Annotated in this window: 23 protein-coding genes; all 23 read left to right on the forward strand. The window is 45.7% G+C overall.

Translation table 11 applies throughout. The features are described 5' to 3' along the window. Nucleotides 1-231: 231 nt before the first annotated feature. The 23 genes from LK536_RS49125 (at nt 232) to secY (ending at nt 13,053) form a co-directional block, all read left to right on the forward strand. Nucleotides 232-1,590: a cell wall-binding protein gene (locus LK536_RS49125; protein ID WP_040382800.1), complete on the forward strand. Its 1,359-nt coding sequence runs from the start codon at nt 232-234 to the stop codon at nt 1,588-1,590. A 376-nt stretch (nt 1,591-1,966) separates the two neighbouring features. Next, nucleotides 1,967-2,284: a 30S ribosomal protein S10 gene (gene rpsJ / locus LK536_RS49130; RefSeq protein ID WP_002566515.1), complete on the forward strand. Its 318-nt coding sequence runs from the start codon at nt 1,967-1,969 to the stop codon at nt 2,282-2,284. Between the two features lie 204 nt (nt 2,285-2,488). Further along, nucleotides 2,489-3,124, forward strand: coding sequence for a 50S ribosomal protein L3 (gene rplC / locus LK536_RS49135; RefSeq protein ID WP_025483887.1), 636 nt, complete (start codon nt 2,489-2,491; stop codon nt 3,122-3,124). A gap of 28 nt (nt 3,125-3,152) precedes the next feature. Then, nucleotides 3,153-3,773 carry a 50S ribosomal protein L4 gene (rplD, locus tag LK536_RS49140; protein WP_008726425.1) on the forward strand — a complete coding sequence of 207 codons (621 nt, stop codon included), beginning with the start codon at nt 3,153-3,155 and terminating at the stop codon, nt 3,771-3,773. Further along, nucleotides 3,773-4,072 carry a 50S ribosomal protein L23 gene (gene rplW, locus LK536_RS49145; protein WP_008726426.1) on the forward strand — a complete coding sequence of 100 codons (300 nt, stop codon included), beginning with the start codon at nt 3,773-3,775 and terminating at the stop codon, nt 4,070-4,072. Before rplD ends, rplW begins: the two co-directional genes overlap by 1 nt. Before the next feature lie 241 nt (nt 4,073-4,313). Then, nucleotides 4,314-5,159: a 50S ribosomal protein L2 gene (gene rplB, locus LK536_RS49150; RefSeq protein WP_008726427.1), complete on the forward strand. Its 846-nt coding sequence runs from the start codon at nt 4,314-4,316 to the stop codon at nt 5,157-5,159. A gap of 20 nt (nt 5,160-5,179) precedes the next feature. Beyond that, nucleotides 5,180-5,464, forward strand: a complete 285-nt coding sequence (rpsS, locus tag LK536_RS49155) for a 30S ribosomal protein S19 (protein ID WP_008726428.1) — start codon at nt 5,180-5,182, stop codon at nt 5,462-5,464. A 31-nt stretch (nt 5,465-5,495) separates the two neighbouring features. Next, nucleotides 5,496-5,882, forward strand: coding sequence for a 50S ribosomal protein L22 (rplV, locus tag LK536_RS49160; protein ID WP_008726429.1), 387 nt, complete (start codon nt 5,496-5,498; stop codon nt 5,880-5,882). A 9-nt stretch (nt 5,883-5,891) separates the two neighbouring features. Beyond that, on the forward strand, nt 5,892-6,548 hold the full coding sequence (gene rpsC, locus LK536_RS49165; protein WP_008726430.1) for a 30S ribosomal protein S3: 657 nt from the start codon (nt 5,892-5,894) through the stop codon (nt 6,546-6,548). After that, nucleotides 6,548-6,985: a 50S ribosomal protein L16 gene (rplP, locus tag LK536_RS49170; protein ID WP_008726431.1), complete on the forward strand. Its 438-nt coding sequence runs from the start codon at nt 6,548-6,550 to the stop codon at nt 6,983-6,985. Before rpsC ends, rplP begins: the two co-directional genes overlap by 1 nt. Next, nucleotides 6,975-7,178 (forward strand): 50S ribosomal protein L29, encoded by a 204-nt coding sequence (gene rpmC / locus LK536_RS49175; protein WP_025483884.1) that lies wholly within the window; start codon nt 6,975-6,977, stop codon nt 7,176-7,178. Before rplP ends, rpmC begins: the two co-directional genes overlap by 11 nt. After that, nucleotides 7,178-7,450 (forward strand): 30S ribosomal protein S17, encoded by a 273-nt coding sequence (gene rpsQ / locus LK536_RS49180; protein WP_008726433.1) that lies wholly within the window; start codon nt 7,178-7,180, stop codon nt 7,448-7,450. The genes rpmC and rpsQ overlap by 1 nt, the downstream gene beginning before the upstream one ends. Nucleotides 7,451-7,475: 25 nt before the next feature. Beyond that, nucleotides 7,476-7,844 carry a 50S ribosomal protein L14 gene (gene rplN, locus LK536_RS49185; RefSeq protein WP_008726434.1) on the forward strand — a complete coding sequence of 123 codons (369 nt, stop codon included), beginning with the start codon at nt 7,476-7,478 and terminating at the stop codon, nt 7,842-7,844. Between the two features lie 13 nt (nt 7,845-7,857). Further along, on the forward strand, nt 7,858-8,163 hold the full coding sequence (gene rplX / locus LK536_RS49190; RefSeq protein ID WP_008726435.1) for a 50S ribosomal protein L24: 306 nt from the start codon (nt 7,858-7,860) through the stop codon (nt 8,161-8,163). A 23-nt stretch (nt 8,164-8,186) separates the two neighbouring features. After that, entirely contained in the window at nt 8,187-8,726 is a 540-nt protein-coding gene (gene rplE / locus LK536_RS49195; protein WP_007869322.1) for a 50S ribosomal protein L5, read from the forward strand. A 17-nt stretch (nt 8,727-8,743) separates the two neighbouring features. Further along, nucleotides 8,744-8,929, forward strand: coding sequence for a type Z 30S ribosomal protein S14 (locus LK536_RS49200; RefSeq protein ID WP_002604691.1), 186 nt, complete (start codon nt 8,744-8,746; stop codon nt 8,927-8,929). Nucleotides 8,930-9,059: 130 nt separating this feature from the next. Further along, nucleotides 9,060-9,461 carry a 30S ribosomal protein S8 gene (rpsH, locus tag LK536_RS49205; RefSeq protein WP_008726436.1) on the forward strand — a complete coding sequence of 134 codons (402 nt, stop codon included), beginning with the start codon at nt 9,060-9,062 and terminating at the stop codon, nt 9,459-9,461. Between the two features lie 158 nt (nt 9,462-9,619). Further along, entirely contained in the window at nt 9,620-10,162 is a 543-nt protein-coding gene (gene rplF / locus LK536_RS49210; RefSeq protein WP_008726437.1) for a 50S ribosomal protein L6, read from the forward strand. Between the two features lie 17 nt (nt 10,163-10,179). After that, the gene (gene rplR, locus LK536_RS49215; protein ID WP_120057982.1) at nt 10,180-10,548 is read left to right on the forward strand and encodes a 50S ribosomal protein L18; all 369 of its coding nucleotides are present in this window, start codon (nt 10,180-10,182) and stop codon (nt 10,546-10,548) included. Nucleotides 10,549-10,563: 15 nt separating this feature from the next. After that, complete coding sequence (rpsE, locus tag LK536_RS49220) at nt 10,564-11,073, forward strand: 30S ribosomal protein S5 (protein ID WP_008726439.1); 510 nt, start codon at nt 10,564-10,566, stop codon at nt 11,071-11,073. A 15-nt stretch (nt 11,074-11,088) separates the two neighbouring features. Continuing rightward, nucleotides 11,089-11,271 carry a 50S ribosomal protein L30 gene (gene rpmD, locus LK536_RS49225; RefSeq protein WP_008726440.1) on the forward strand — a complete coding sequence of 61 codons (183 nt, stop codon included), beginning with the start codon at nt 11,089-11,091 and terminating at the stop codon, nt 11,269-11,271. Nucleotides 11,272-11,296: 25 nt separating this feature from the next. Then, nucleotides 11,297-11,737, forward strand: coding sequence for a 50S ribosomal protein L15 (gene rplO / locus LK536_RS49230; protein WP_008726441.1), 441 nt, complete (start codon nt 11,297-11,299; stop codon nt 11,735-11,737). Next, nucleotides 11,737-13,053 carry a preprotein translocase subunit SecY gene (secY, locus tag LK536_RS49235; protein WP_008726442.1) on the forward strand — a complete coding sequence of 439 codons (1,317 nt, stop codon included), beginning with the start codon at nt 11,737-11,739 and terminating at the stop codon, nt 13,051-13,053. Before rplO ends, secY begins: the two co-directional genes overlap by 1 nt. Nucleotides 13,054-13,151 lie beyond the last annotated feature (98 nt).

Consider the following 13,151-nt stretch of genomic DNA (forward strand, 5'->3'; position numbering starts at 1 on the left):
CATGCGGCTGCGTCAAGCATGGACAGAAGCTATTTGCAGGCATTTTCATGTTAAAAGAAAAATTAAAGCCTATCGTAAATAAATTGAAAGATAAATAAGGTTGAATAATTGAGGGAGCCTTGATACAATATACCTTAGGATTGCCGGAATATCGGACGGGGTGCCGGCATGGCTGGAGTGGGTTGAAGGTTGATTTCCGCACCAGAGCACATGGGAAGAGGAGCTGAGCATATGAGAAAACAAACAGTGGCAGTGTGGGTACTGGCAGCGGTGCTGTCTTTCGGTACGGCCACAATTTCAGCCCTGGCAGCAGAAGGTTGGGCTCAATCAGGAAGCAGCTGGGTATATTATGATTCCAATGGAAACCAGGTATATAACACATGGAAAAAGGGCGCGGACAACCAGTGGCGTTACGTCAACGGGGAAGGCGTCATGGCAACCAATGCCTGGGTTGATTCTGATTATTACGTGGATAGCAACGGCATCATCCTGACTGATAAGTGGTTAAAGCTTACCAGCGATGATGGTGAATATGAGTGGTATTATTTTGGAAGCAGCGGTAAGATGATGACCGATGCATGGAAGAAGATTGATAACAAGTGGTACCATTTTTCAGGGGACGGCCGCATGGAACTGGGCTGGATACTGGATGATATGTATTACACGGGAACGGATGGCGTCATGAGGACGGGATGGCAGAAGTTAGAGCCTCCGGATGAGGATGACGATAACCGCAACAAGGTGACTCCTGGAATTGACAGCGTGACGGATGATGACGGCAAGTACTGGTTCTATTTCTCCTCCAGCGGCAAGAAGTTCGTGCCTGACAGCTCAGACGGCGATTACACGGCCCGCAAGATAGACGGTACCTATTATTGTTTTGATGAAGTGGGAGCCATGCAGACGGGCTGGAAGAAGGTGCGCTCCACCTCTTCTGATGATACCATTGAGGATTACATGTATTTCGGGGCTGATGGAAAGGCAAGGATTGGATGGTACTCCATTGAACCGCCGGAGGATTTAGAAGGGTATGAAGGCGATGTGGAGTGGTTTTATTTTACCAACAGCGGAAAGCCCAGGGCTGCTGATTCCGAGCGCCTGACCACCAATGACATCGTGAAGCTGAATGGTAAATCCTATCTGTTCAACCACCTTGGCAATCCGGTCTATGGCCTGAAGAAAGTATACCTTGGCTCAGGAGATGACAACTGGACCTCCTTCTACTTTGGCGACAAAGAGAAGAGCTGTGTGCAGAAGGGGAAGATTAAGGTTACGGAGGACGACGGCAACAAGTCTGATTTCTATTTCTCAGACAATGGCCGCGGCTATAATGGCGTAAAGGATAACTACCTATATTATAAAGGAAAGCTTCAGAAAGCCACGGATGGACAGAAGTATGTGTGCTATGAGGTGGATAACAGGAATTACGTGGTCAATTCATCCGGTAAGGTCATGAAGAATGCAAAGGTAAAGAACAGTGACGGTGTTAAGTTTGTTACCAATGCCAGCGGACAGCTGATGTCTGCGGATGAGGATACGGATGTGGATGCTTATGCAACAGAACCCATGGAACCATATTGCACGGAATGATTAATATAATAAGACCAGGAAAGACTTCTGATTATACAGAGGTCTTTTCTTTTGGCGCTTTTATAAAAAAGGTTATAAAAAAATGCATGAATAAAAAATAAAAAAGTACTTGCATTTATAAAAGAAATGTGCTAATATAACAAGGCTGTGGCATGATAGCGTTGAAGCGAGAGGTTGCTGCCCACAAAGTGAGGCAGGTTTTCCGTGGAGCGAATGTCAAGTTAGGAAACTGGCGACAAGTCACTGTACCAATTAAAGAAACTGCAGGATAATCAGCAGAATCAGTGTGGAGTTCTTTTAGGACACACACGGAAACGTGTACAGTCACCGCTTGTCGTACTTGGTTTAAAAGTGCGAAAAGGAGGCGACTTTTTTTATGGCAAGTCAAGTAATGAGAATCACTTTAAAGGCTTATGATCATCAGTTAGTAGATCAGTCTGCCGGCAAAATCATCGAGACTGTAAAGAAGACAGGATCACAGGTGAGCGGACCGGTGCCGTTACCAACCAAGAAAGAGGTAGTAACTATTCTGCGTGCTGTTCATAAGTACAAAGATTCCAGAGAGCAGTTCGAACAGAGGACCCACAAGAGGCTCATCGACATCACTGCTCCGAGCCAGAAGACAGTTGATGCACTGTCCAGACTGGAAATGCCGGCTGGCGTGTACATCGACATCAAGATGAAGACCAAATAAGGTCGGACAATGTTTATATCCTGAAGGGTTTAAATATAGAAGCAACACTGCATTTCCTGTTGAGGAATCAACATACCGCACCTTTTGCCTGTGAAGGCAGAGGGATGACCCAGAAGCGGTTCATAGTGTTCCACGTATATTAAGACTGTTCTAGGATGAATGCGAAAGCATTCCGCTGTAGATCATGAAACAGGAGGTAAGACAATGAAGAAAGCGATTTTAGCAACAAAAGTCGGAATGACCCAGATCTTCAATGAGAATGGTGCGTTAGTTCCGGTAACCGTACTTCAGGCAGGACCTTGTGTGGTAACACAGGTTAAGACAGCTGAGAACGATGGTTACAAAGCAGTACAGGTTGGTTTTGTTGACAAGAGGGAAAAACTGGTCAGCAAGCCACTGAGGGGCCACTTTGATAAGGCCGGAGTTTCTTATAAGAGATATGTAAGGGAATTCAAGTTTGAGAATGCAGAAGAGTATTCTGTAAAGGATGAGATTAAGGCGGATATCTTCGCTGCAGGCGATAAGATTGATGCAACCGCTATTTCCAAGGGTAAAGGCTTCCAGGGCGCCATCAAGAGATATGGACAGCACAGAGGACCCATGGCTCATGGTTCCAAGTTCCATCGTCATCAGGGTTCCAACGGTTCCGCTACCACACCAGGCCGCGTATTCAAGGGCAAAGGTATGCCAGGCCACATGGGCAGCAAGAAGATTACCGTCCAGAACCTGGAGGTTGTTAAGGTTGATACCGATAATAACCTGATTCTGGTGAAGGGCGCAGTACCAGGACCTAAGAAGAGCCTGGTAACAATCAAAGAAACCGTTAAGGTTGAAAGGTAAGCTTTTATAGGAAAGGAGGAACACACAGATGGCAAACGTATCTGTTTACAATATGGAAGGTAAAGAAGTTGGCACATTAGAACTGAACGATGCCGTGTTCGGTGTAGAAGTTAACGAGCACCTGGTACATCTTGCAGTTGTTGCACAGCTTGCTAATAAGCGTCAGGGAACACAGAAAGCAAAGACACGTTCTGAGGTTTCCGGCGGCGGCAGGAAACCGTGGAGACAGAAAGGAACCGGTCATGCAAGACAGGGTTCAACCAGGTCTCCTCAGTGGAAGGGCGGCGGCGTGGTATTCGCTCCCACACCAAGGGATTACACAATCAGACTGAACAAGAAGGAAAAGAGGGCAGCGCTTAAGTCCGCACTCACAAGCCGTGTTCAGGCTAACAAGTTCATTGTTGTAGATGAGCTGAAGTTTGATGAGATTAAGACCAAGAAGTTCCAGGGCGTAATGGACAGCCTTAAGGTTAACAAGGCGCTGGTTGTGCTGGCTGACAATGACCAGAACACAGTATTATCCGCAAGGAACGTTGCAGACGTTAAGACTGCACAGGTTGACTCCATCAATGTATACGACATTCTGAAGTACAACACAGTAGTGGCAACCAAGGCTGCTGTTGCATCCATCGAGGAGGTGTACGCATAATGGCAGATATTAAGTACTATGACGTCATTTTAAAACCAGTTATTACTGAGAAGAGCATGAACGCCATGACAGACAAGAAGTATACTTTCATGGTTCATGTAGATGCCAATAAATCCATGATTAAAGAAGCTGTTGAGAAGATGTTCCCAGGCACCAAGGTTGAGACTGTGAACACCATGAACTGTGAAGGAAAGGTCAAGAGAAGAGGAACCACCTTCGGCAGGACAGCTGCTTCCAAAAAGGCAATCGTAAAGCTGACAGAAGACAGCAAGGAAATAGAGATTTTCCAGGGGCTGTAAGCACTTAGTGAGGTATCTCACGAACTTAGTGCGAACGCCGTTCCCGAGACTTAGCGAGGTCTTTTCGAGCTTAGTCGAGCGGAACCCGTTGCGGTTAAGAATACCTTAACCCAACAAACCATCCACCCGCCGGGCATCCCCGGCCGGAGAACTTATACGGCATCCCATTCACAGGGGACATCCCAGATATCCCGTCCAGAACCGCATGCCGTGAAAAGAAAATGAAAAGGAGTAAAATGTCATGGGAATTAAGAAGTATAATGCTTATACACCTTCCAGAAGACATATGACCGGCTCTGATTTCAAGGAAATCACCAAGACCACCCCAGAAAAGTCTCTGGTAGTTTCCCTGAACAAGAACGCAGGTCGTAACAATCAGGGTAAAATCACTGTCCGTCACAGAGGCGGCGGCAGCAGAAGAAAATACAGGATCATTGATTTCAAGAGAAACAGCAAGGATGGTATCCCGGCAACCGTTATCGGTATCGAGTACGATCCAAACAGAACCGCCAACATTGCACTGATCTGCTACGCAGACGGTACCAAGTCTTATATCCTGGCTCCACAGGGCTTAACTGATGGAATGAAGGTTGTAAGCGGCGATACAGCAGAGGCAAAGCTTGGCAACTGTATGCCGCTGTACCACATCCCGGTTGGTACACAGGTACACAACATTGAGTTATATCCTGGCAAGGGCGGCCAGTTAGTCCGTTCCGCCGGTAATGCAGCACAGCTGATGGCTAAGGAAGGCAAGTATGCCACCTTACGTTTACCTTCAGGTGAAATGAGAATGGTTCCAATCATCTGCCGCGCAACAATCGGTGTTGTTGGCAATGGTGAACACTCCCTGATCAACATTGGTAAAGCTGGTAGAAAGCGCAACATGGGTATCAGACCAACAGTCCGCGGTTCCGTAATGAACCCTAATGACCATCCACACGGTGGTGGTGAAGGTAAGTGTGGTATCGGACGTCCAGGTCCATGCACACCATGGGGCAAGCCTGCTCTGGGTCTGAAGACCAGAAAGAAAAACAAGCAGTCTAACAAGTTGATCGTAAGAAGACGTGATGGCAGAACCATCAAATAGTTAAAGGAGGTTAAGAACACATGGCTCGTTCACTGAAAAAAGGACCATTTGCAGACGCGCATCTGTTAAAGAAAGTAGACGCAATGAATGCAGCAGGACAGAAGCAGGTAATTAAGACCTGGTCCCGCCGTTCTACAATCTTCCCACAGTTTGTTGGTCATACAATTGCAGTTCATGACGGTAGGAAACACGTTCCGGTATATGTAACCGAAGATATGGTAGGACATAAACTGGGCGAATTCGTAGCAACCAGGACCTACAGGGGTCACGGAAAAGACGAGAAGAAATCCGGCGTGAGAAAGTAATTCACGGGTAAATTGAAAGGAGGTTTTACCAATGGCAAAAGGACATAGATCCCAAGTCAAGAGAGAGAGAAATGCCCAGAAGGACACAAGACCAAGCGCAACACTGTCTTACGCTAGAGTGTCTGTCCAGAAGGCTTGTTTCGTATTAGATGCCGTTAGAGGCAAAGATTTAGAAACCGCACTTGGTATTGTAACTTACAATCCCAGATATGCTTCCAGCTTAGTTAAGAAGTTACTGGAATCAGCAGCAGCAAATGCTGAGAACAATAACGGAATGGATAGGTCAAAACTTTACGTAGAGGAATGCTACGCAAACCAGGGCCCAACCATGAAGAGAGTCAGACCGAGAGCTCAGGGACGTGCTTACAGGATTGAGAAGAGAATGAGCCACATCACTGTTGTTCTGAATGAGAGATAGGAGGCAAATATGGGACAGAAAGTTAATCCACACGGCTTAAGGGTCGGTGTTATTAAAGACTGGGATTCCAAGTGGTATGCAGAAGCTGATTTTGCTGACTGCCTGGTTGAAGATTATAATATTAGAAAGTTCCTGAAGAAGAGACTGTTCAGTGCCGGTATTTCCAAAATCGAGATTGAGCGTGCTTCCGACAGGGTGAAGGTCATCATCTATACCGCTAAGCCAGGCGTGGTTATCGGTAAGGGTGGTTCTGAGATTGAGAAGTTAAAGAAAGAAGTCCAGAAGCTGACTGATAAGAAACTGTTTGTAGACATCAAGGAAATCAAACGTCCGGATAAGGATGCACAGCTGGTTGCAGAGTCCATCGCATCACAGCTTGAGAACCGTGTTTCCTTCCGCCGCGCAATGAAGTCCACCATGGGCAGGACCATGAAGGCTGGCGTTAAGGGCATCAAGACTGCTGTTGCTGGCCGTCTTGGCGGTGCAGATATTGCACGTACCGAGTTCTACAGCGAGGGTACAATCCCGCTTCAGACATTAAGAGCAGATATTGACTATGGTTTCGCAGAAGCAGATACAACCTACGGCAAGCTTGGCGTTAAGGTTTGGATCTACAAGGGCGAAGTACTTCCTACTAAAGGAAACAAGGAAGGGAGCGATAAATAATGTTAATGCCTAAGAGAGTTAAGCGTCGTAAACAGTTCCGTGGATCTATGGCCGGTAAAGCTTTAAGAGGCAATACGATTTCTAACGGTGAGTTCGGTTTAGTCGCTACTGAGCCATGTTGGATTAAGTCAAACCAGATTGAGGCAGCCCGTGTTGCCATGACCCGTTACATTAAGCGTGGTGGTAAAGTCTGGATTAAGATTTTCCCCGATAAACCTGTAACAGCAAAGCCAGCAGAAACCCGTATGGGTTCCGGTAAAGGCGCTCTGGAGTACTGGGTAGCAGTTGTAAAGCCAGGCCGCGTATTATTTGAAATCGCTGGTGTACCAGAGGAAACAGCTAGGGAAGCTCTGCGTCTTGCAATGCACAAGCTGCCATGCAAGTGTAAGATTGCTTCTAAAGCAGATTTAGAAGGCGGTGATAACAGTGAAAACTAATAAGTTTGTAGAAGAATTAAAGAATAAGTCAGCAAACCAGCTGAATGAAGAGTTAGTAGCTGCGAAGAAGGAACTGTTCAATTTAAGATTCCAGAATGCAACCAATCAGTTAGATAACACATCCAGAATCAAGGAAGTACGCAAGAATATTGCCAGGATCCAGACTGTTATCACTGAGAAGGCTAATGCTTAATGAAAGGAGAACTTACCGTGGAAAGAAATTTAAGAAAAACCCGTACCGGTAAAGTGGTTAGCAATAAAATGGACAAAACCATTGTTGTAGCAATCGAGGACCACATTAAACACCCACTGATCGGTAAGATCGTTAAGAAAACCGTTAAGTTAAAAGCTCATGACGAGAAGAATGAATGCGGCATCGGTGATAAAGTTAAAGTAATGGAAACAAGACCACTGTCCAAGGATAAGAGATGGAGACTTGTTGAAGTTATCGAGAAAGCAAGATAATTGAGATGAGGAAGGAGTAACAGGTATGGTTCAGCAGGAAACAAGACTTAGGGTTGCCGACAATACCGGTGCAAAAGAACTTCTCTGCATCCGTGTATTAGGTGGTTCAACCAGAAGATATGCCAATATCGGTGATATCATCGTTGCTTCCGTTAAAGATGCAACGCCAGGCGGTGTTGTAAAGAAGGGCGATGTTGTAAAAGCTGTGGTTGTGCGCACGAAAAAAGGCGCCCGTCGTAAAGATGGTTCTTACATCAAGTTTGATGAGAACGCAGCAGTAATTATTAAGGATGACAAGACTCCAAGAGGAACTCGTATCTTTGGGCCTGTAGCAAGAGAATTAAGAGACAAACAGTTCATGAAGATTGTCTCCTTAGCTCCAGAAGTATTATAAGGGGGTGTCCACTGTGCATAAAATCAAAAAAGACGACTTAGTAGTCGTAATCGCAGGTAAAGATAAAGATAAGCAGGGTAAAGTAATCTCTGTTGATACAAAGAAGAATAGGGTTCTGGTTCAGGGCTGCAATATGATTACCAAGCACACAAAGCAGGCTCCTGGCAATCCACAGGGAGGCATCGTGAATCAGGAAGCTCCTATTGATATCTCCAATGTAATGCTGGTAGTTGACGGCAAGGCAACCAGGGTCGGCTTTGAAGTAAAAGACGGCAAGAAGGTTCGCGTGGCAAAGAAGACTGGCAAAGTGATTGATTAATTCAGGAGAGGAGGAAATAAACGTTGGCTAGATTAAAAGAACAGTATCAGAGCGAGATGGTAGACGCACTGATGAAGAAATTTGGATATAAGAACGTTATGCAGGTGCCGAAGCTTGATAAGATTGTTATCAACATGGGCGTAGGCGAAGCAAAAGAAAATGCCAAGGTCCTGGATTCAGCTGTAAGAGATCTGGAAATCATCTCCGGTCAGAAGGCTATTACCACCAAGGCTAAGAAGTCCATCGCTAACTTCAAACTCCGTGAAGGCATGGCAATCGGCTGCAAGGTAACCCTGCGCGGCGAGAGGATGTATGAATTCCTTGACCGTCTGGTAAACCTGGCACTGCCCCGTGTACGTGACTTTAGAGGTGTTAACCCTAACGCATTTGATGGCAGAGGAAACTATGCGCTCGGTATCAAAGAGCAGCTGATTTTCCCTGAGATTGAGTACGACAAAGTTGACAAGGTAAGAGGTATGGATATTATCTTCGTTACCACCGCTAAGACTGACGAAGAAGCTCGTGAACTTTTGACATTATTCAACATGCCGTTTGCAAAATAGTTAGGAGGAAACTTTTCATGGCTAAGACTTCAATGAAGATTAAACAGCAGCGTCCGGCTAAATTCTCTTCCAGAGAGTACAACCGCTGCAGAATCTGCGGCCGCCCACATGCTTATTTAAGAAAATACGGTATCTGCCGTATCTGTTTCCGTGAGTTAGCATACAAGGGTCAGATTCCCGGCGTTAAGAAAGCTAGCTGGTAGGCATTGAGCACTTAGTGAGGTTTTTCACGAGCTTAGTGCGAAAGCCCGTCCCGAGACTTGGCGAGGTTTTTTCGAGCCTAGACGAGTGGACGAAGCAAGAGAATATTTATAGAGAAGGAGGCATTTTAAAATGACAATGAGCGATCCGATTGCAGATATGCTTACAAGAATCCGTAATGCAAACACTGCAAAACATGATACAGTAGACGTACCTTCATCCAAGATGAAATTAGCTATCGCTGATATCCTGGTAAAAGAGGGTTATGTTGCAAAGTACGACATGGTAGAGGACGGCGGTTTCCAGACCATCAGAATCACCCTGAAGTACGGTAAAGATAAAAACGAGAAAATCATTTCCGGTATTAAGAGAATCTCCAAACCAGGCCTGCGTGTATACGCAAACAAGGAAGAGCTTCCCAAAGTACTGGGTGGACTTGGCACCGCAATCATTTCCACCAACCAGGGTGTGATTACGGATAAAGAAGCACGTCAGTTAGGCGTTGGCGGCGAAGTGCTGGCATTTGTATGGTAAGGAAACTTCGATGCTGCTAAGCTCGAAAAGACCTCGCTAAGTACCGCGAAGTGCTTTCACACGTAAGCGCCTAGAGAACAGGCGCCAAGTGTTCAATGCAACTGAAAACAGAAGGAACGCCTAAGTTCCTTCCGAAAATTTAAGTAGGAGGTAAAGGCATGTCACGTATCGGTAGAATGCCAGTTGCGGTTCCGGCAGGTGTTACTGTCACAATCGCAGAAGGAAATAAAGTGACTGTAAAAGGTCCAAAAGGAACATTGGAGAGAGAACTCCCAGTAGAGATGTCCATCGAGCAGAAGGATGGACAGATAATCGTAAGCAGACCAAATGATTTAAAGAGAATGAAATCTTTACATGGCCTGACCAGAACCCTGGTTAACAACATGATCCATGGTGTTACGGAAGGGTATGAGAAGGTCCTGGAAGTAAATGGTGTCGGTTACAGGGCAGCTAAGCAGGGCAAGAAGCTTACTCTGAACCTGGGCTATTCCCATCCGGTGGAGATGGAAGATCCTGAAGGTATCGAGACTGTCTTAGAAGGACAGAACAAGATTACCGTTAAAGGTATCAGTAAAGAAAAAGTTGGCCAATACGCTGCTGAAATCAGAGACAAGAGAAGACCTGAGCCATACAAGGGCAAGGGTATCAAGTATGCTGACGAAGTGATCAGACGTAAAGTTGGTAAGACTGGTAAGAAATAATTAAGGAGAGTGTAAAAATGGTTAACAAACAGTCAAGAAGCGAAGTTCGCGTAAAGAAACACAACAGAATGCGTAACCGTTTTGCTGGCACAGCAGAGAGACCGCGTCTGGCAGTGTTCAGAAGTAATAATCATATGTATGCTCAAATTATCGACGATACGGTTGGTAACACTTTAGTTGCTGCTTCCACAGTTGAGAAAGAAGTTAGTGCTGAACTGGAGAAGACAAACGACAAGGCAGCTGCAGCATATGTAGGTACAGTAATCGCAAAGAGGGCCCTTGAAAAAGGTATCAAGGAAGTTGTTTTCGATAGAGGCGGCTTTATATATCAGGGCAAAGTTCAGGTATTAGCAGACGCAGCCCGCGAGGCTGGTCTGGATTTCTAAGAGAGGAGAACAAGCATGAAGCGTACAATTATTGATGCCAGTCAGATGGAACTGAATGATAAGGTAGTGGCAATCAAGAGAGTATCCAAGACTGTTAAAGGTGGACGTACCATGAGATTTTCCGCTCTGGTAGTAGTTGGTGATGGTAACGGCCATGTCGGCGCCGGTTTAGGCAAGGCAGGCGAGGTTCCTGAAGCCATCCGCAAAGGTAAAGAAGCCGCAATTAAGAATCTGGTAGAAATTCCAGTTGATGAGAATAAGAGTATCCCACATGATTTTATTGGTAAATTCGGAAGTGCAGCTGTTCTGTTAAAGAAAGCTCCGGAAGGTACCGGTGTTATCGCAGGAGGTCCTGCGCGTTCCGTACTTGAGATGGCAGGAATTAAGAACATCCGTACAAAGTCCTTAGGTTCCAACAACAAGACGAACGTAGTCCTGGCAACCCTTGCTGGCCTGACTTCACTGAAGACACCAGAAGAATTTGCAAGACTGCGCGGCAAATCTGTGGAAGAAATTGTAGGCTAATAGGAGGAGAAAGACATGGCAGAGAAATTAAAAATCACATTAGTCAAGTCCCCTATCGGTGCTGTTCCAAAGCAGAAGGCAACTGTTGTGGCTCTTGGCCTGAACAAGATGCACAAGACAGTTGAGATGCCAGATAATGGCGCTGTCAGAGGCATGATTGCAAGCGTAAGACATTTAGTAAAAGTTGAAGAAATCTAATCAGATAAAGTAAGGAGGTGCAGTCATGGAATTGTCAAATTTACAGCCTGCTGCAGGTTCAAAGCATAGCGATAATTTTAGAAGAGGCCGTGGCCACGGTTCAGGTAATGGTAAGACCGCTGGTAAGGGCCACAAAGGTCAGAAGGCCCGTTCAGGGGCAACAAGACCTGGCTTTGAAGGCGGACAGATGCCTTTATACAGGCGTATCCCAAAGCGTGGTTTCACCAATATGAATTCTAAGACTATTGTAGGTATTAACGTAAGCGCACTGGAGCGGTTCGACAATGATGCTGAAGTTACAGTTGAGACTTTAATCGAGGCCGGCATTGTTAAGAATCCAAGAGATGGTGTTAAGATCCTTGGAAATGGAGAATTAACCAAAAAGCTGACCGTTAAGGTTAATGCATTCAGTGAAGGTGCAAAATCTAAAATCGAAGCTTTAGGTGGAACCTGCGAGGTGATCTAATGTTTAAAACGATCAGAAATGCATTTAAGGTAAAAGAGCTTCGGGCTAAGATCCTCTATACCTTTATGATGCTGGTAGTCATCCGTTTTGGATGCCAGCTTCCGATTCCGGGAATACAGACAACATTCTTTGCGGATTGGTTCGCGAAACAGACAACGGATGTGTTTGGCTTCTTTAATGCCATGACAGGTGGTTCATTTTCATCCATGTCCATCTTTGCACTGAGCATTACGCCATACATCACATCTTCAATCATCATCCAGCTGCTTACCATAGCCATTCCTAAACTGGAAGAGCTGCAGAAGGACGGTGAGGACGGAAGAAAAAAGATTCAGGAATACACCCGATACACCACGGTGGCCCTGGCGCTGATTGAATCAAGCGCCATGGCTATCGGCTTCGGCCGGCAGGGACTTCTCCTTGATTACAATGCCTGGAACATCATCATCGCCATCGTCACCATGACAACGGGCAGTGCCCTCTTGATGTGGATTGGTGAGCAGATTACTGAAAAGGGCGTTGGAAACGGTATCTCAATCGTACTGTTATTCAACATCCTCTCCAGCGTGCCCAATGACGTAAGAAGCCTTTATTACCGCTTTATCTTTGGACAGACCGTACTCAGGGCAGCGATTGCCATTGTACTGATTGCCCTTGTGATCCTGGCCATGGTTGTCTTTGTCATTGTGTTAAATGATGCAGAGCGGAGAATCCCGGTCCAGTACTCCAAGAAAATGGTTGGCCGTAAGATGGTTGGCGGACAGGCTTCCAACATCCCGCTGAAGATTAATACGGCGGGTGTCATGCCGGTAATCTTTGCATCTTCCATCATGTCATTCCCAGTTGTGATTGCCCAGTTCTTTACGGTGGATTACAGCTCAATCGGAGGCAAGATCCTGATGGTGCTCAATTCCGGCTCATGGTGCAGACCTGACGCTCCTGAGTATTCCATCGGTCTGGTGATTTATATTGCATTGCTGATTATGTTTGCTTACTTCTATACGTCCATTACCTTTAATCCGTTGGAAGTGGCTAATAACATGAAAAAGCAGGGAGGCTTCATACCGGGTATCCGTCCTGGCAAGCCAACCAGCGATTATTTAAATAAGATTTTGAATTATATTGTTTTCATTGGTGCATGCGGCCTGATTGTGATTGCGATTGTCCCGATCCTTGCGTCTGGTTTACTCAATGTGAGCCATATCTCATTTTCCGGAACATCCTTAATCATCATCGTGGGCGTTGTGCTTGAGACAATCAAAGCAGTAGAATCTCAGATGCTTGTGCGTTATTATAAGGGATTTTTGAACGATTAACAACCACAGTTGAATTAATCAATCTGCCTTTGTGGTATTCCACAAGGGCGGATTGATTGCGTTATAAGAAACTTAAAGGTTTTGGAGGAGGATCGGTC

The organism is Clostridium pacaense, from assembly GCF_020709765.2.
In the GTDB taxonomy this organism is placed as follows: domain Bacteria; phylum Bacillota; class Clostridia; order Lachnospirales; family Lachnospiraceae; genus Enterocloster; species Enterocloster hominis.